Here is a 17,670-nt window from a genome sequence, read left to right as displayed (position 1 = left end):
GCGGGCAGGCGAAAAAAAAGGCCGGCCCGCAGTACGGGCCCAGCCTTTTCATCAGTCCGCCAGGGGGTGGCGGTAAGTACTGCTTAGTTCCAGCCGCCGGCGTTCAGGCGATAATCGACCTTCGATGGCTTGATGGCTTCAGCGCGCTTGCGCAGGGCATATTTGGCGCGGCTGCCGGCAGCGGCGACCAGTGCGTGGACAATCTTTTTCACGTAGAGCTCCTTCGATTGCATTGCCCAGATGGACAACGCCTATGGTTTCAGTTGGTGTACCACTGTTATATAGGCGACTCAGCGTGTTTTCCAATTCTGAGTTGCAATATCAGACATCAGCTTTGTGAATGTCAGTCGAGCTGCCTGTCTAGCCAGGCGCGTATCCCGTCAAGCGAGCGAAATTCCGTGACCGAGCGGCAAGCGATGTTCGGGTTGCGCGACTGCAACATACGAGACAGCGCCGCACCGGGCCCCAGTTCGAGCGCTACCGTGACGCCGGCTTCGCCCAACGCATCCATACAGTCGCGCCACCGGATCGGCTCGGCGATCTGGCGCGGCAGTTCTGCCAGTGCCTTGGCCGTATCGAACACCGGTTCGGCCGTGATGCCGGACAGCACGGGGAATGCAGGTGCGCGCCATTGCGCATCGGTCAGCAAGGCAGCGAACGGTGCGACCGCGCTCGCCAGCAGCGGCGTATGCGATGCGACCGCGACCGGCAGCACCGTGGCGTGGCCACCGGCGGCGATCGCGGCGCTGGCCAATGCATCACGCTGCGCGGCCGGACCACCGGCCACCAGCGCATCGTCGCCGGTCACGATGGCCGGATAAAAACCGGCGCCCACCAGCAAGTCGTCAACCGTCCCGGCCGGCATGCCAGACAGCGCCACCATGCCCTGCGCCGCACCCTCGACAACACAAGCATCCATCAGCCGTGCCCGTTCGATGGCCAGCCTGATCACGTCCTCCGGTGCCAGCGCCCCCGCCACGCTATAGGCCGACAATTCACCGATGCTGTAGCCGGCCACCAGCGCCGGCATTGCGATCGAGTCCTGCAACGCCCGCCACATGGCCAGCGTGGCAGCGACGATGGCCGGTTGCGCGATGCGGTTCGTGAAGCGCTCTTCGCCAAGGCCGGCTTGCAGCGTCGCACCCAGTGCGGGATCAGCGCACCACTCCTCAAGCAGCCGGCTGGCCGCAGGATCGCCGCGTGCCATGTCGAACATGGCCGGATGCTGCGCGCCCTGCCCCGGGCACAGAATGGCCAGGCGCCCCGCCATCAGCGCGTCGTCACCGCGTGCACGAGGCACACGGCGCCCAACAGATCGGCCGCGCCGCCCGGCGACAGGCGCGCCGCGACGAAGCTGCGGTGGCTCGCCAGCGCGCGCGCTTCCCAGTCGGGCGCCGCCGTCCCACCGCGCGCGATGAAGGCGCGTGCCTGGCGCCGCACGGTCAACGCGCCTTCGACGCCGCCGCGGTGGTAGACATTGGTATCGCTGATATGCGCCATCAGCGCAAACAGTGCGTCGATGCGGGCTTCGCGCATACCGCGCCCTGCTGCCAATGCGCGGTGCAGCGCCGGCAGACCCACGTCGAACACCGACGGAAAACCAAGCGCCCCTTCTTCGCGCGCACCGCTGGCTGCGTAGCGCAGCACGGCGCGGGCGCCGTGCGAAACAGGCTCGCCGTTGACAACGCTGTGCGCGCCCAGCGCCTGGCCCCAGCATGCGCGCAGCAGTTCGCCAATGCGCGCCGGGGTCAAGGCGTCACCATGCGCCCGGCAGCGACCGATGGCCGCGCACAGCATGCCCAGGCAAAAGATCGCGCCACGGTGCGTGTTGATGCCGCCGGTGGCGCGCAGCATCCGAGCTTCAGCATCGATCCCCAGCTGCTTTAAAACGTGAAATGGCGCATCCAGCATGCCTGCGCGGGTGATGTCGGCAAAGTAGCGCCGCAGCGCAAACAGGCTGCGCACGAAGGTGGCCGCCGTCATGTCGGTATGGCTGCCGTTGTCGATCTTCGAGACTAGGCCCGGCTTCGGATACAGCACCAGTTCCGCATACAGGCTGCGCACGGCCACGCGCACGATGCGCTGGCAAAAGGCGCGCCCGCTGGCGTCGCCTTGCTCGGGCCGGCCAGGCGCACGCACTGTCTGCAGCGGGTTCAGGTCATCCATGTTCTTCCTCCAGCGTGGCCATCAATGCTTCGGGCAGGACCAGCGCAATGCGGTCCAGCCCTTTCGTCAACACGCGCGTGCCCGGCGCACCGGCAAACGCCGCGCGCAGTTCCTTCCACGCGACCGCGCGGCCATCGGGAAACACCACTTCGCCATCGAGCGGCAGGATGCCCGCATGCCACGACAGCAGATCGAGCCCGATCATCAGCTGGCGCCGCGTCTGCGGCTGCAGCAGCACATCGATGTCGGACAACGGCGTCAGATAATACTGACCCGTGAGCGCGGCCAGCGCCACCGAGCCGTACACGGAGAGGCTCACGCCGGCATCGGCCGCCTGGCGCTCGAGTGCTTCCAGGCCTTCGCGCCACTGCACCGGCACGGCGTCGAGCGCGCCGACCAGCGGCAAGGCGCGCGTGCGCCGGCCGATATCGGACATCTCGACGGCGCAGCCGAATTTGAGTTTGCCGCCATCTTCAGGGCGCGGCGGCAATGGGAAACCGATCGCCACCTCACCCGGCAGCATGCCGGCTTCGGTGCGCCGCACGACGGCTGGCCAGCCACCGTCACGCCAGCGATCCAGCGCAGACAGCGCGGCTTGCGGCGCGCCCGAACGCACACGCTGCCAGCCGCGGCTCGTCAGCCAGACCAGGTCATGCCGGGCGAACATCGCTGCCCACCCTGACCGCCTGCGCCACCGGGTGCGCCATCAGGCGGCCGCCCCGCGCCAGGCCCAGCGCCATGCGCTCGTCCCCGGCCTTGGCATCGGCCAGTGCGCGGATCAATTCTCCCGCCAGATCGCCATCCCAGATGCCGTGCAAGCCACCCATGCGCAGGTAGTTTTCCGGGCCCGGCGCGAATACGGGATTGTCCTTGGCCAGCTCGGTCAGGCGTTCCTCGGGCACCTTCGTGATGCGCGCCATCGCCGGCAAACCCATCACGCGGATGGTCGCCTCGGGCAGCGCGTAACAGGCGCTGGCAATCAGGCCACTGGTGATGAAGCCACCCGACAGCGCCTGGTCGTACACGAGGCCGATGACCGTGTGGCCTTTGCGCCGCGCCAGATCGACGCACTTGCCCAGATGCGCCATGTAGCTGTTGATGCCCAACATCTCGTCGCGGTGGCGCAGGCGCTGGCCTTGCGTGTCGACCAGGATCAGGATCGGCCGGCCCGGATGCTCGCACACCGTCTTCAGGATCGCCTGCGCCTGGGCCAGGGCGATCTCGATGCCGATCGGCGTGTGGTCGGTGGTGCCAATGACGGCCACCGGCTTGCCATCGACCTGCGCGCTGCCGCTTAAAAAGTTGTCGGCTTCGGTGATGGTATGCCCGCCGGGGAACAGTTGTGCTGCTACGTTCTGCCAATCCATCATCGTTCTCCCAGCGTGGGCGTGGCGCGGTACTGCGCCGCCAGTGTGAGGAAGGCGTCGGGTTCCAGCATCGGCACCCGCGCCGGATCTGGCATGCCCAGGCCCTTCCAGATATCCATCGGTTCGGTGAGGCCCTGCGTGTCACGCAGGCGCCGTTCGAGCATCGCCTGCTCGGCCAGCAGGCCATCGAGCGTCAACGGTGCGCCGCCCGCCGGGATGTCCGCGATGGCGTCGAGCGCCGCAGCGCGCAGCGCTTGTGTGTCGTCTTCCACCAGCACCTGGCAGTCGCCCAGCAGGTAGCGGTGCTTGCCGCCCGTCGTGCGCCAGACCAGCGCGCGGTCGCGTGAATCGAATTCTTCCACGCCGTTGGCGGTCTCGATGACTTCGGGGCCCGACATCGCCAGGCGCCCTTCTTCGGACATGATGACCGTGTTGGCGCAGCGCGCAGCGATGCCCATGCCGCCAAAGCACCCGTTGGCGCCACCGACGACCGCGATCACGGGGATGCCGGCCGCGCGCACGTCGAGGATCGCGCGCATGACTTCCGACACGGCGATCAGGCCCGCGTTGGCTTCATGCAGCCGCACGCCGCCCGATTCGAGCAGCAGCACGACGGCGTGCGCCCGTTCGTCGATCGCGCGCTGCAGCATGCCCACCAGCTTGGCGCCGTGGACTTCGCCGACCGCGCCGCCCATGAAGCCGCCCTCCTGCGCCGCGCCGAACACGACCTGGCCACCGAGCTTGCCGCGCCCGACGACGACGCCGTCGTCGAACGACACCGCCGCATCGAGCTGCGCCAGGTGCGGACTGACGATGCGCATGGACGGCGGCAGGAATTCCTCGAAGCTGCCGGCATCGAACATCGCCGGAATGCGCTGGCGCGCCGTGAGTTCCTGGTAGCTGCTCATGACGCGCCTCCGGGCAGAGCGGCGATCGACTCGACCGCCTGGTCCAGGCGCAGGCTCACGACGGCCGGCGTGGCGCCCATGTCGTTGACGCTCACGCGCGCGTCGGCCAGGCTCCAGCGCGCATGAAAGTCGGCCATGACGGCCTGCCAGGTGGCGCCGAAGCCGACGGCCGCCGTGCGCACTTCGATCTCGCAGGCGCCCTTCAGGTGCGCCGGTTCGATCAAAATTTCAAGATTGCCCGAGCCGACCACGCCCACCAGTTGCGGCATGCCGCTCAATGGGCGCTGGCCGCCTTCGAAACGATAGTTCAGCGTTTCCATGATGTTGTTCCTTACCAGTTCCTGAAGCGCTTCGGCGGGTCGTACAGCCCGCCCGATGCGCGCACCAGGCCCTTCATGTTCTTGGCGGCCAGCAGGTCGCGGGTCGCCATGCGTTTGTCGATGCCGAGATCTTCGGGCCGGCGGATGATGCCCCGGTCGCGCAGGTTCTCGACCATGCGCTTGTCGCGCGCCATGCCCACCGGCGTATAGCCGGCCACGCCACGGATCGCCTGTTCGCGCTCTTCGTCCGTGCGGCACAGCAGCAGGTTGGCAATGCCTTCCTCTGTCAGGATGTGACTGACGTCATCACCATAGATCATCACGGGCGGAATCGCCATCCCGGCCTGCTCGGCCAGTTGCCAGGCGTCGAGCTTGTCGACGAAGGCCGGCGCCATGTGCTCGCGGAAGGTCTCGACCATCTGCACCACCAGCTTCTGGCCACGCGGGATCACGTTGCGGCCCGCGCGCGCCTCTTCACCGGCTTTCAGCCAGGCCTTGCTGGGGTGGCGCCGGCCCCGCGCATCGGCGCCCATGTTCGGCGCGCCGCCGAAGCCCGCGATGCGCCCCAGCGTGGCGGTCGACGAATTGCCCTGCAAGTCGATCTGCAGCGTCGAGCCGATGAACAGGTCGCAGGCGTAATGCCCGGCTGCCTGCGAAAAGGCACGGTTGCTGCGCATTGAGCCGTCCGGCCCCACGAAGAACACGTCGGGCCGCGCGCGGATATAGTTTTCCATGCCCAGCTCGGAGCCGAACGAGTGCACCGATTCGACGAAGCCCGCTTCGATCGCGGGGATCAGGGCCGGGTGTGGATTCAATGCCCAGTGACGGGCGATCTTGCCTTTCAGGCCCAGGCTCGCGGCGTAGGTTGGCAGCAGCAGTTCGATGGCGGCCGTGTCGAAGCCGATGCCGTGGTTCAGGCGCTCGATCTCGTACTCGGCATAGATGCCCTTGATGGCCATCATCGCCATCAACACCTGGATCTCGGAAATCAGGGCCGGGTCACGGGTAAACAGCGGCTCGATGTAGTACGGCGTGGGCGACTGCACGACGTAGCCGACCCAGTCGCCGGGAATGTCGATGCGGGGCAGCTTGTCGACGATCTGGTTCACCTGCGCGATGACGATGCCGCTTTTGAAGGCCGTCGCTTCAACAATGGCCGGCGTGTCTTCGGTATTCGGGCCGGTGTACAGATTGCCGTCGCGGTCGGCCATTTCGGCGGCCACCAGCGCCACGCGCGGCGTCAGGTCGATGAAGTAGCGCGCGAACAGCTCGAGGTAGGTGTGGATCGCACCGATATTGAGCTTGCCCGACTGCGCCAGCTTGGCCAGGCGCCCGGCCTGCGGGCCCGAAAACGAGAAATCGAGTTTCGACGCGATCCCTTTTTCGAACACGTCCAGGTGTTCCGGGAGCGAGAGCACCGACAGCAGCATGTGCAGGTCATGCACGCGCGCCGTATCGACGCGCGTCAGGGCCTTGCCAAGAAAGTCGGCCTGCTTCTGGTTGTTGCCTTCGAGGCAGACGCGGTCGCCCGGTTCGAGCACTGCGTGCAGCAGCTCGACGATGTGCGAGGCCTGGACGACCTTGCCGTCGAGTGCCCCGCCAAGGGCGGCGCCGGCGCGGGCCAGGCGCTCGCTGCGGTTACGTTGCTGGCCGGTCCAGCGGCCTTCAGCATGATTCATGATAGTTCCTAAAATTTGCGTGGCCTTACAACACCACGAACAGCAGCCACACGACGATCGGTGCGACCAGCGTCACGATACCGCCATAGATCATCAGCTGGCGCAGGAATACATCGCGGTCAATGCCCTGTGCACTGGCCAGCACGAGCGCGCCGTTGGTCGAGAACGGGCTGACGTCGACGATCGTCGAGGCGACGGCCATGGCGGCGATGAAGCCGATGGCATCGACACCGGTGCCGGATGCCAGGAACGGCACGGCCAGCGGAATGAGCGAACCCAGTACGGCGGTCGACGAGGCGAAGGCCGAGACGATGGCGCCGACGAACAGCAGCAGCAAGGCCACCGTCAGCGGCGAGGTCAGGCTGGCGACGCTTTCGCCAACCCAGGTAATGGTGCCCATTTTCTGCATGACGCCGACATACGTGCTCACGCCGACGATCAGCATGATCTCGGGCCACGACACCTGGCCAATGGCGCGCTTTTGCACCTGCGGCGACAGGATCGAAATCAACAGGCCGATGGTGAGGGCAACGAAGCCGATATCGAGTTTGTACAGCAGCGTGAGCACGGCCAGCGCGACCAGGCCGACGACGGTGAACATCTGGTGGAAGGTCGGACCGGCATGCAGATCGATGTCGCCGGTGCCCAGACCCGAACCGGGGCCACCGTTGCCGACGGCGCCGACGGCAGCAGTCGAACGCTGTGCGGTCAGGCGCTCTTCGCTGCCCGTTTCATTCTCGGCGTCGCCGTAGATCTGCGGGCCTTGCGCCGCGACCGCCACGGGTGGCGTGAACGGCGTCATCGGACGGATGCCGGCACCAGCCTTCGGCATTTGCTGGCGCATCAGCTTGGCACCGCCGAACACGAAGAACAGGATGATCGACACGGCCAGGTTCACGCCCAGGCTGGTGAACGCGGTGGTCAGCGGCGAAATCGGCAGGCCGGCTTCCATGACGACCTTGTTGGTGATGCCACCATAGATGCTGATCGGCGAGAAGCCGCCGCCCTGCGCGCCGTGAATCACCAGCAGGCCCATCATCAGCGGATTGATCTTGTACTTGGCGGCAAAGCCCAGCGCGATCGGGGCGATGATCGCCACTGCGGCCGGGCTGACGGCGCCGACGGATGTGAGGAGCGCGGTGACCGCGAACATGACCCAGGGAATGGCGGCGATGCGCCCGCCGACGGCGCGCACGGCCAGTCTGACGAGCCAGTCGATGGTGCCATTGTTCTGGGCCTGGGCGAACAGGAACGTGATGCCGACCAGGGTCAGGAACAGCTCGGCCGGGTAGCCGGTCATGATGGCCTTGGTCTCCATGTGGAAGACAATTGTGCCGACCAGGAAGGCGCCGACAAACGCGATGACGCCCATATTGATGGGCATGGCGGTGGCGACGATGAACATGAGCGCCAGAACGCAGATTGCAATGACATGAGAGGACACAGGGTGGCTCCTACGAGGTGCGAAGGCCGGTTCCACCCGGCGCGTCGCTGGTGATACGTCTCCAATGCATGGTCTGTCGCCATCGCCTCCTCGGACCGTGGTCTCGGGACACTGCGGGGCCGGCCATGCTCTTTTGTTATGCAGGTTGTGCCGCCAAGGTAAACCCGATCGCTGCCGAGATCAATTACGCTGAGTCGGTAACGTTTACTGTCAGCGGAAGTGTTACATTCCTGTCTTGGCAAATTCAGACGAAGAACCGGAGAACAAGTTGACAACGAGTGCGACACCGACATCCAACAAGGCACCGAGCGTGTTCGACACCGTCGCCCGCTGCGTGCTGGTCACCGGCGCCACGGGCTTCGTCGGCCAGCACCTGGTACGCGCGCTGCTGAAAGACGGCCATCAGGTGATCGCGCTGACCCGCGACGTGCCGCGCGCTGCCGGGCTGCTCGGCGCGCAGGTACGCACCATCGCCTCGATGGACGATCTGCCGCTCGACCACCAGGTCGACATCGTCGTCAACCTGGCCGGCGCCCGGATCCTCGGCCAGCGCTGGACCGACGCGCGCAAGGCGACGCTGCGCCAGAGCCGCGTCGCACTGACTGAAAACGTGGTCGACTGGATCGGCCGCGCCAGTCACAAGCCGCGACTGTTGCTGTCGGCATCGGCGATCGGCTACTACGGCATCCAGCGCATTGGCGACGACGCCAAGCTCGACGAAGCAGCGCCATCCCAGCAGATGTTCATGTCGGACCTGTGCCGCGAGTGGGAAGCCGCCGCGGCCGGCGCCGTGCGCCACGGCGTGCAGGTCGAGTGCATGCGCTTTGGCCTGGTGCTGGGCGAGCAAGGCGCGCTGCCGATGATGCTGCTGCCGATCCGGCTGGGTATCGGCGGCCGGCTGGGGAGCGGCCGCCAGTGGCTGTCGTGGATTCACATCGACGATCTGGTCGGGGGCATCGCGCATCGCTGGAAGCAGGCGCTCAGCGATACATCTGCGCCGACGTTCGGTGCAACCAACTTCACCGCGCCGATCGCGGTGTCGCAACTGGAATTCAGCCAGGCGGCCGCACGCGTCTGGAAACGGCCATGCGTGATCCCGACACCCGGTTGGCCGATGCGCCTGGCGCTTGGCGAGCAGGCCGACCTGTTGCTCGAAGGCCAGCGCGTGGTGCCGCTGCGATTCGCACGCGAAGGATTCGAGTTCACCTATCCGGCGCTGGAAGCGGCGCTGCGCAGCCTGAAGTAACTGCGGCGCAGTCGCTTGTCGGGCTAATGTTGACGCGCGGTGGCGGTACGCTCGAGTAGCTCGTCCAGTTCCGCTAACTTGCCATCATCATTGGCCGAGGTCGGAATGCCGCCAATACGACGCAGACGGCGCGGATCGATGAAAATTTTTCCATCCTGTTCGATTGCAGGCGACCAGGACACCTCCCCCGCCTCTTCGCTGACAACAATGCGTTTTTCATGTACTGGAAAACTCGGGCCCCACTCGCCGATGCGCGACTTGAAGCGTTGCGTCTCGCCCTTGGCGTCCCCACGGTAGACCCGCTCGATCTTCACATCCATCGTTTGACACCCACCACCGTTCGAGATGCAGATCCGTCTCGATCCGTCCGGATACAGCGTGTCAGGCGGGCATGGCGGCGGGCAGTCTGCCGTGCCGGACGGCTGCAGAATGACGCGCTGCACCTCGCCGAGCAGGAGCACGTCCTGTGCTGAAACAGGTGAGATGACGCTGAGCACGACAGCTGCAAGTATTGCTAACCGGATCATGTGCATTCCTTTTGGGATGGGGACAGGGGTTGGTCGATCAATATTGTTCCTGGGCCGCGGACGTGGCCAGTCGGGCGAGCACATCTTCCACGATGGATCGACCTTGCAGGGCGTGTCGCCAAAGCGCTGGAATACCTTGTTCCCCATAGAGCACACCTGCCAGACCGCCAGCGATGCAGGCAGTGGTATCCGTATCATTGCCAAGAGCGATCGCTTCGCGCACACAATCTTCGTAGTTGTCGGTTGCGAGCACGCACCGTATTGCTGACCAAAGACTGTCGACCACATAGCCTGAACCCTGCGACCGATCCAGGCGGCCGTCCAGGATCAGGCTGAGCTCTGCTTGCTCGCCAGGATCGACCCCTTGCTGGAGGGTGTCTTGTGCGTAGTCGAGTGCTTCAATCGGTGTCCTGCCTTCCACCATCTGCCAGGCCATGAGCGCGTAAAGCGCACAGGCCAGTTGCGACCGTGGATGGGCGTGCGTTGGCAAACTTTGTCGTCTTGCGCGAGCGATCATATCCGCCGGGTTCGACGTGACAATGAATGCGCAAGGAAGCGTGCGCATTAACGAACCATTGCCATTGCTCCTCTCCTGGTTGGGACCACATGTGAGGGGATTGCCGTACCGGGCAAAATTTTCAAGTGCCTGTCTTGTCTGGATCCCGATGTCGAACACCCTCCCGTCCGGCGTCATGGCGCCGTTTCGGCACCAATCCATCAGGCTCTCCGTAAATTGCTGAAGGTCGACTGATTGACACTCGACCAACGACGCCAGCAGCAACAGCGCCTGTGCGCCATCGTCGCTCCACGTCCCCTCGGGAACCGAGCTGTGTGCCCGGGCGAAGCCGGGTGGCGGAGACATGTCGATCAGGCGTCGTTCTGGAATATCCTGCGGCGCTGAAAATTCATAGGGAACGCCCAGAGCATCCCCTGTCAGCAAGCCGTACATACCACCACGAATCCGATCCAGCCTTGTAGTCATGACAATCTCCTTAATCACGATGATTCTGACAGAAACGTCGTCATTTTTTGGTGTTTTCCCGGTAGCACCGACGCGACATCTGCGACCGGTCGTGTCGCCGGTGACCTGTCGGTCCGGTCCCGAATCCGGTATCATTCGGCATGCTCAGTTTTCCTTTTCAACCGTTTATTATTGGCGTCGCGGGCGGTAGCGGCAGTGGCAAGTCCACGGTGTCCAGGCAAGTGCTGTCCACATTCGGCACCGAGATGGTCTCGGTCGTGATGCAGGATGATTATTACTGCGACCAGACGCATCTCAGCCCTGAAGTGCGCACCCAGCAGAATTACGACCATCCGCAGGCGTTCGAGTGGTCGCTGCTGGTGCAGCACGTCCAGGCGCTGCGCCGGGGCGAATCGATCGACATGCCCGAGTACGACTTCACGCTGCACAACCGCTCCGACCGCACCATTCGGGTCAAGCCCGCCCCGGTGATCGTCATCGAAGGCCTGTTTGCCCTGTATGACCCGGCCTTGTGCGACATGATGTCGCTGAAGATCTTTGTCGATACGGCGTCCGACATCCGCTTCATCCGCCGCATGCAGCGCGATATCACGGAACGGGGCCGCTCGGTGGAAAGCGTCATCAGCCAGTACCTGGACACCGTGCGCCCGATGCACAAGCAGTTCATCGAGCCGACCAAGCGCAACGCCGATGTCATCATCCCGCACGGAGCGAACAATCCGGCGGTCGACATGATCACCACGAAGGTCGCCAGCGTGATCAACCAGTTGAAGCGGTCGTAAGGATGGTTGGGCGCTGATCCATACCGGCACCAGCGTGCTCAGCCCGCTGGCGTACGGTGTTTCAGCATCCGGCACACCGCTGCCAGCGCCAGCAGGTTAGGATCCCGCTCGCGCACGCGCAGGAAACTCAGACCGATCGTCTGGCGCATCAGATAGTCGTTCTTCAACGGGATCAGCTGGACCTTGTCGCCAAATGCATGGCGCACACGGCCAGGCAGCAGCGTGTAGCCAATCCCCGCCCCCACCAGGTTCATCAGCGAGAAGATATCGCCCACGCGCGTGACGATGCTCGGCGCATACCCGGCGATGCGGAACGCTTCCTGGAACCCGTTGAAGGTCACGAAGCCATCCTTCAGGCAGACGAACTTTTCGTCCGCGCAGGCGCGCAGATCGACTTCGGCCATCCCCGCATAGGGCGAACCGGCCGGCGCTGCAAAGAATATCTCGTCCTCGAACAGCGCGATCGATTCGATGTCCGGATCGGGTTCGGGCACCGCCATCAGCGCTGCATCGATCGCATTCTGCTTGAGCTTGTGCAGCAGATCCGCGTTCGAACCCAGCACCAGTTCGGTTTCGAGTTCCTGCTTGCGCAGCTTGATGCCGATGATGACATCGGGGATCGTGCCGGTCGTCAGCGAATACAGCGAGCCGATCTTGAGATGATCAGCTGAATAACCGGCGGCCGAGCGCGTCGCTGCAATGCCGTCCGCCATCAGCCGCACCACGTCGCGGCTCACGTCCGCCAGCACCTGCGCGGCGTCGTTGGGAATCAGGTTGCGGCCCTGCAGACTGAACAGCTGACAACTCATTCCATCTTCCAGCGAATGCAGCGCGCGATGCACGCTCACGGCGCTGATGTCGAGCATGCGGGCGGCGGCGTTCAGATTGCCGCCTTCCATGTACGCCAGCAGGATCTCGAGTTTGCGGAAAGTGATGTCGTCGCTGATCTGGCTGCGCATGGGGGCCCTCGTGAAATGGATACACGACGAGGATACATCAACCGCCCACACGGGGCCTCAATCGCCAGGCACCGGCACGCTTGGTGATGCAACGCGCATGCGTTCGACCATCTGTTGCAACGCCGCCATTCGAACTGCGTATTCATGGGAGCGCTTGTTGATGCGCAAGGTGACGCATGGTGCGCTCGGGCACATTCCCCCTTTGAGCGACACATCCACCGTGGCGACGAACAATAAGGAGACATCCATGCGTCCGATCAGAAAGATGAAGCTGCTGCATCCGTCCACGTGCGCCCTGCTGGCCGCGTGCAGCGGCGCCATCGGCGCCGTCCATGCCCAGGAAGCGACGGGCGCCCCGGCTGCGGCGACTACCGACGACAACATGTCCAGGGTGGTCGTCACCGCGCGCCGGCGCGAAGAGTCGCTGCAGGATGTGCCGGTGTCGGTCACCGCATTCTCGGCCGACCAGCTCTCGAAGCAGGCGCTGCCCGATGTGACTGCCCTGGCGCTGTCGCTGCCCAACACGACGCTCAAGGCGTCGCGCGCCACCAACAGCACGCTCACGGCGTTCATCCGCGGTGTCGGCCAGGCCGACCCGCTGGCCGGCTTCGAGTCGGGCGTGGGCATCTATGTCGATGACATTTATCTGGCCCGGCCACAGGCTGCCGTGGCCGACATCTATGATGTCGAGCGCATCGAGGTGCTGCGCGGCCCGCAGGGCACACTGTACGGCCGCAACACGATCGGCGGCGCGCTCAAGTACGTCACGCGCAAGCTTGGCCCCCAGCGCGACGTGCGCGTGCGCGCCACGCTAGGCGACTACGGCCAGCGAGACGGCGTGCTCACGGCCAGCACGCCGCTGACCGACACCGCGCGCATTAGCGGCACATTCGCGCGCTTCACGCGCGACGGCTTTGGCGACAACCTGACCACCGGCAAGGGCAACTACGACAAGGACGTCACCGCCGGCAGGGTCTCAATTGAACTCGTGCCGAACCAGGACCTGTTCGTCCGCCTTGCCGGCGACTTCACGCAGGACGATTCCAACCCCAAGAATGGCCATCGTCTGATCGTCGGGCGCACCAGCCGCGCGCCCATCCTGGACGACGTGTTCGACACGCGCGGCAACCTCACCAAAGTGCTGGGCCGCGACCAGGAAGTGCGCTCGTACGGCGGCTCGGTCACGGTCGAGTACACCGTCGACAGCGCGTGGCGCCTGAAATCGATCACGGCCGCGCGCCGCGACAAGTCATGGGCGCCGATCGACTTCGACGCCCTGCCCGTCGTCGACATGGAAGTGCCGGCGCTGTACACCAACCGCCAGTTCAGCCAGGAGCTGCAAGCAACCTACAGCGGCGCGCGCCTGCAGGGCGTGGCCGGCGTGTACTACATGGACGCCAACGCCTTCAACCAGTTCGACACCATCCTGGCCGGCGCGGTGCCCACGTCGACCTTCACGCTGGGCGACATCGACACGAAGGCCTGGGCCGCTTACTTTGACGGCAGCTATACGCTCGCCGAGGGCCTGAGCCTGTCGCTGGGCGGGCGCTACACGGTCGACCAGCGCGAAGCCGATGTGCTGCGCCAGATTTATTTCGGGCTAGCCGGCTCGCCCCGGATGGGCAATCCAAACGCGATTCTATTTCGCACCGATACCGATCTGCGCGGCGGCCTGCTCGAGCGCAAGGACAAGAAATTCACGCCGCGCGTGGCACTGAGCTGGAAGATGAACGATGCCCACAACCTGTACGCGTCGTATTCCGAAGGCTTCAAGGGCGGCGGGTTCGATCCGCGCGTGAACGTGGTCGGCACGCGGCTCCCGATCGCCACCGCGCGCGCCGGCTATGCGCCGGAAACGATCGAGACGACCGAACTGGGTCTCAAGTCGGCCTTCCATGGCGGGCGCATCACGACCAACCTGGCCATGTTCCACAGCGATTACCAGGACGTGCAGATCCCGGGCTCGATCGCCATCGACACCAACGGCGACGGGCGCGACGACAGCTTCGCCGGCGTGACCACCAACGCCGGCAAGGCACGGATCAAGGGCGTCGAACTCGAAGCCGTCGCCAACCTCACGCCCAACTTCATGGTCGCCGGGATGTACAGCTACATCGACGCCAGCTACCGGGAATACATCGTGGCCAATGTCAATGTGGCCAGCCAGCGCACGTTCCAGAACACGCCGAAGAATTCGGCCAACCTGCGCGCCAATTACGACATCCCGCTGCCAGTCATGGGCCACAACGGGCGTGTCTCGCTGATCGGCAGCTATGCATACAAGGGCGCCACCAGCCAGTTCGAAACCCCATCGATCCTCGACCAGGACTCGTACAGGATCTGGGACGCGAGCATCGTCTGGACCCGCGCCGATGGCAAGGTACGCGCCGGCCTGCACGGCAAGAACCTGGGGGACGAACACTATAAAACGGCCGGCTACCTGTTCCCGACGCTGGGCAACGAAGGCACGCTGACGGCTTTCTACGGCAACCCGCGCACGGTGTCGGCGACGATCGAACTGCGCTTCTAAAAACATCTCGAGGAGACCGCATGCGCCATTCGATCAGATCGTTCGCCCTGCCGCTGCTGCTGGCCGCATGTGCCCTGGGCGCCGCGCCCCACGCAGGTGCACAGGGCAAGGACTTTAAAGTTGCCCTCATCGCCGGCAAGACGGGCGCACTTGAAACCTACGCGCGCGAGACCGAGAGCGGCTTCATGCTGGGCCTCGAGTACCTGACCAGGGGCAGGATGACCATCAATGGCCGCGCCATCAAGGTCATCGTCAAGGATGACCAGAGTAAACCCGATCTGGGCCGTACGCTGCTGGCCGAAGCGTATGGCGACGACCGCGTCGACATTGCGGTCGGCACCACCTCGTCCGCCTCGGCGCTGGCCATGCTGCCGGTGGCGAAGGAGTATAAAAAAATCCTGATCATCGAGCCGGCCGTGGCCGATGCGATCACGGGCGACAAGTGGAACAAGTACATCTTTCGCACCGCGCGCAGTTCGATGCAGGATGCGCTGGCCGCCGCCAGCACCCTGAAAAGCGGCAGCGTGGGTTTCCTGACCCAGGATTATGCGTTCGGGCGCGATGCGATCAAGGCCGGCAAGGAAGCCTTGATCGCCACCGGCAGCAAGGCCAGCGTCGTCCATGAAGAATACGCGCCGCTCGCGACGACCGACTTCACGGCATCGGCGCAGCGCCTGTTCGATGCCCTGAAAGACAAGCCGCAGCCGCGCGTGCTGGCCATCGTCTGGGCCGGCCCGAGTCCGATGAACAAGATCGCCGCCATGAAACCCGAACGCTACGGCATCGCGCTGGCCCCGGGCGGCAATATCCTGCCCGTGATGCAGACCTGGAAAGCCCATGCCGGCACCGAAGGCACCATCTATTACTACTACGGTTTTCCGAGAAATCCGATGAACGACTGGCTGGTGGCAGAGCACACGAAGCGCTACAAGACCCCGCCCGACATGTTCACGGCCGGTGGGATGGCCGCCGCCAGCGCGGTCGTGACGGCGCTGAGCAAGGTACCGGACGGTGATGGCGACAAGATGGCCGCCGCGATGGAAGGCATGCACTTCGGGACGCCGAAGGGCGCCATGGTCTTTCGCAAGGAAGACCACCAGGCGATCCAGCCGATGTACCACTTCCGCATCAAGAAGGACCAGAAGAACGAATGGGATTTGCTCGAACTGGTGCGCGACATCCCGGCCGACGAGATGCCGCTGCCGGTGCGGAACAAGCGCTGACATGGCTGACATGGCTGCCGCCAGCGAACGCGCTGCGCCGTCCCTGTCCACGCGCGGCCTGACGATCCGCTTCGGCGGGCACGTTGCCGTCAACGCCGTCACGGCCGATTTTTTTCCGGGTACGCTCACCGTCATCGTCGGGCCCAACGGCGCCGGCAAGACCACGTGGTTCAACCTGATCTCGGGCCAGTTGCGCGCGAGCGCCGGCAGCGTGCACCTGCATGGCCGCGACATCACGCGCCTGGGCGCCGCGCGCCGTACGCGTCTTGGCATCGGCCGCGCCTTCCAGCTCACCAACCTGTTCCCGTTGCTGTCAGTGATCGAGAACGTGCGCCTGGCGGTGCAGAGCCGCGCCGGCATTGGCCTGGACTTCCTGTCGGTCTGGTCAAGCCACCGCGACCTTATCGAACGCGCCGACTATTACCTCGGGCGCGTGGCGCTGGCGGCGCGGCGCGACATGCTGGTGGGCGCGCTGTCGCACGGCGACCAGCGCAAGCTCGAAGTCGCGATCCTGCTGGCGCTGCAGCCGTCCGTCATGATGTTCGACGAACCCACCGCCGGCATGAGCGCCGACGACGTGCCGGTCGTGCTCGACCTGATCCGCGAAGTCAAGGGCGACGCCGCCCGCACCATCTTGCTGGTCGAGCACAAGATGGACGTCGTGCGCCAGCTGGCCGACCGCATCGTCGTGCTGCACAACGGCGTGCTGGTGGCCGATGGCGAACCGCGCGAGGTCATGGCATCTGCCATCGTTCAGGAGGCTTATCTTGGAACGTCCGACACCGAACATGCTCGCGCCTGATCCGGCGACGCGCCAGCCGCTGCTGCGCCTGACCGGCGTGCACACGCACATCGGCCAGTACCACATCCTGCACGGTGTCGACCTGCAGGTGGCGCGCGGCGAACTGGCCGTCCTGCTGGGGCGCAACGGCGCCGGCAAGACGACAACGCTGCGCACGATCATGGGCCTGTGGCGCGCCAGCAGTGGCAGCATCCACTTCGATGGCCGCGACATCACCCGGCTGGCCACATCGGACATCGCGCGCGCCGGCATTGCGTACGTGCCCGAGAACATGGCCGTGTTTTCCGACCTGACAGTGCGCGAAAACCTGGTGCTGGCCGCGCGTGACGGCCCGCTCGACGCCGCGCGTGTCGACTGGATCTGCGGCTTTTTTCCGGCGCTGCGCATGTTCTGGCACCGCCCGGCCGGGAACCTGTCCGGTGGCCAGAAGCAGATGGTGGCGATCGCGCGCGCCATCGTCGAACCGCGCAAGCTGCTGCTGGTCGATGAGCCGACCAAGGGCCTGGCACCCGCCATCGTGCACAGCCTGATGGCGGCGTTTCGCGAGCTGAAGGCGCAAGGCGCGACGATCCTGCTGGTCGAACAGAACGTGCACGTCGTGCGCGCGCTGGGCGACACGGCCAGCGTGATGGATGGCGGCCGCGTGGTGCATGCCGGCCCGATGGCCGTGCTGGCGGGCGACGCCGCGCTGCAACAGCGCCTGCTCGGCCTGTCCCTCGACACCCAACCCTAGGA

The 17,670-nt window shown here is 65.1% G+C and carries 19 protein-coding genes; 6 read left to right on the top strand and 13 right to left on the bottom strand.

Translation table 11 applies throughout. The features are described 5' to 3' along the window. Positions 1 to 83 precede the first annotated feature (83 nt). From HD842_RS24255 to HD842_RS03165, 9 genes are all read right to left on the bottom strand, one after another. Complete coding sequence (locus HD842_RS24255; protein WP_258837507.1) at positions 84 to 212, bottom strand: hypothetical protein; 129 nt, start codon at positions 210 to 212, stop codon at positions 84 to 86. A gap of 131 nt (positions 213 to 343) precedes the next feature. Further along, positions 344 to 1,300 (bottom strand): ACP S-malonyltransferase, encoded by a 957-nt coding sequence (locus HD842_RS03200; RefSeq protein WP_370660779.1) that lies wholly within the window; start codon positions 1,298 to 1,300, stop codon positions 344 to 346. Then, positions 1,270 to 2,166: a triphosphoribosyl-dephospho-CoA synthase MdcB gene (gene mdcB, locus HD842_RS03195; protein ID WP_183550861.1), complete on the bottom strand. Its 897-nt coding sequence runs from the start codon at positions 2,164 to 2,166 to the stop codon at positions 1,270 to 1,272. The genes HD842_RS03200 and mdcB overlap by 31 nt, the downstream gene beginning before the upstream one ends. Next, positions 2,159 to 2,833 (bottom strand): malonate decarboxylase holo-[acyl-carrier-protein] synthase, encoded by a 675-nt coding sequence (gene mdcG / locus HD842_RS03190; protein ID WP_183550858.1) that lies wholly within the window; start codon positions 2,831 to 2,833, stop codon positions 2,159 to 2,161. Before mdcG ends, mdcB begins: the two co-directional genes overlap by 8 nt. Then, positions 2,817 to 3,533 (bottom strand): biotin-independent malonate decarboxylase subunit gamma, encoded by a 717-nt coding sequence (mdcE, locus tag HD842_RS03185; protein ID WP_183550855.1) that lies wholly within the window; start codon positions 3,531 to 3,533, stop codon positions 2,817 to 2,819. Before mdcE ends, mdcG begins: the two co-directional genes overlap by 17 nt. After that, positions 3,533 to 4,441 carry a biotin-independent malonate decarboxylase subunit beta gene (locus tag HD842_RS03180; RefSeq protein WP_183550852.1) on the bottom strand — a complete coding sequence of 303 codons (909 nt, stop codon included), beginning with the start codon at positions 4,439 to 4,441 and terminating at the stop codon, positions 3,533 to 3,535. The genes mdcE and HD842_RS03180 overlap by 1 nt, the downstream gene beginning before the upstream one ends. After that, positions 4,438 to 4,761, bottom strand: coding sequence for a malonate decarboxylase acyl carrier protein (gene mdcC, locus HD842_RS03175; protein WP_183550849.1), 324 nt, complete (start codon positions 4,759 to 4,761; stop codon positions 4,438 to 4,440). The genes HD842_RS03180 and mdcC overlap by 4 nt, the downstream gene beginning before the upstream one ends. 11 nt (positions 4,762 to 4,772) lie before the next feature. Then, the gene (mdcA, locus tag HD842_RS03170) at positions 4,773 to 6,440 is read right to left on the bottom strand and encodes a malonate decarboxylase subunit alpha (RefSeq protein ID WP_183550846.1); all 1,668 of its coding nucleotides are present in this window, start codon (positions 6,438 to 6,440) and stop codon (positions 4,773 to 4,775) included. Between the two features lie 25 nt (positions 6,441 to 6,465). After that, positions 6,466 to 7,884, bottom strand: a complete 1,419-nt coding sequence (locus HD842_RS03165; protein WP_183550843.1) for an SLC13 family permease — start codon at positions 7,882 to 7,884, stop codon at positions 6,466 to 6,468. A 268-nt stretch (positions 7,885 to 8,152) separates the two neighbouring features. Here HD842_RS03165 and HD842_RS03160 point away from each other — a divergent pair, with 268 nt between their 5' ends. Beyond that, on the top strand, positions 8,153 to 9,130 hold the full coding sequence (locus HD842_RS03160) for a TIGR01777 family oxidoreductase (protein ID WP_229424573.1): 978 nt from the start codon (positions 8,153 to 8,155) through the stop codon (positions 9,128 to 9,130). A 23-nt stretch (positions 9,131 to 9,153) separates the two neighbouring features. On the opposite strand, the gene HD842_RS03155 is transcribed toward HD842_RS03160, so the two are convergent. Then, on the bottom strand, positions 9,154 to 9,657 hold the full coding sequence (locus HD842_RS03155) for a hypothetical protein (protein WP_183550841.1): 504 nt from the start codon (positions 9,655 to 9,657) through the stop codon (positions 9,154 to 9,156). 37 nt (positions 9,658 to 9,694) lie between these two features. Continuing rightward, a complete protein-coding gene (locus HD842_RS03150; RefSeq protein WP_183550838.1) occupies positions 9,695 to 10,639 on the bottom strand; it encodes an ADP-ribosylglycohydrolase family protein in 945 nt (314 codons plus the stop codon). 140 nt (positions 10,640 to 10,779) lie between these two features. Here HD842_RS03150 and udk point away from each other — a divergent pair, with 140 nt between their 5' ends. After that, positions 10,780 to 11,421: a uridine kinase gene (gene udk, locus HD842_RS03145; protein ID WP_183550835.1), complete on the top strand. Its 642-nt coding sequence runs from the start codon at positions 10,780 to 10,782 to the stop codon at positions 11,419 to 11,421. 38 nt (positions 11,422 to 11,459) lie between these two features. Here udk and HD842_RS03140 read toward each other — a convergent pair whose 3' ends face one another. Both HD842_RS03140 and HD842_RS03135 read right to left on the bottom strand, forming a co-directional pair. Then, a complete protein-coding gene (locus HD842_RS03140) occupies positions 11,460 to 12,380 on the bottom strand; it encodes a LysR family transcriptional regulator (protein ID WP_183550833.1) in 921 nt (306 codons plus the stop codon). Positions 12,381 to 12,437: 57 nt separating this feature from the next. Continuing rightward, on the bottom strand, positions 12,438 to 12,629 hold the full coding sequence (locus HD842_RS03135; RefSeq protein WP_183550831.1) for a hypothetical protein: 192 nt from the start codon (positions 12,627 to 12,629) through the stop codon (positions 12,438 to 12,440). Here HD842_RS03135 and HD842_RS03130 point away from each other — a divergent pair. Genes HD842_RS03130 through HD842_RS03115 form a run of 4 tightly spaced genes read left to right on the top strand, consistent with a single transcriptional unit; the run spans position 12,628 to position 17,668 of the window. Then, positions 12,628 to 14,910, top strand: coding sequence for a TonB-dependent receptor (locus tag HD842_RS03130; RefSeq protein ID WP_183550828.1), 2,283 nt, complete (start codon positions 12,628 to 12,630; stop codon positions 14,908 to 14,910). The two genes, HD842_RS03135 and HD842_RS03130, sit on opposite strands and share 2 nt — an antisense overlap. Positions 14,911 to 14,930: 20 nt before the next feature. Continuing rightward, positions 14,931 to 16,133, top strand: a complete 1,203-nt coding sequence (locus HD842_RS03125) for a substrate-binding domain-containing protein (RefSeq protein ID WP_183550825.1) — start codon at positions 14,931 to 14,933, stop codon at positions 16,131 to 16,133. Position 16,134: 1 nt separating this feature from the next. Then, on the top strand, positions 16,135 to 16,935 hold the full coding sequence (locus tag HD842_RS03120) for an ABC transporter ATP-binding protein (RefSeq protein ID WP_370660778.1): 801 nt from the start codon (positions 16,135 to 16,137) through the stop codon (positions 16,933 to 16,935). Continuing rightward, a complete protein-coding gene (locus HD842_RS03115) occupies positions 16,922 to 17,668 on the top strand; it encodes an ABC transporter ATP-binding protein (protein WP_183553557.1) in 747 nt (248 codons plus the stop codon). Before HD842_RS03120 ends, HD842_RS03115 begins: the two co-directional genes overlap by 14 nt. Positions 17,669 to 17,670: the final 2 nt, after the last annotated feature.

The organism is Massilia aurea (assembly GCF_014200505.1).
GTDB classification, from domain to species: domain Bacteria; phylum Pseudomonadota; class Gammaproteobacteria; order Burkholderiales; family Burkholderiaceae_D; genus Telluria; species Telluria aurea_B.
Note: the sequence above shows the minus strand (reverse complement) of the source record. Positions and strands in the feature narration are given on the sequence as shown.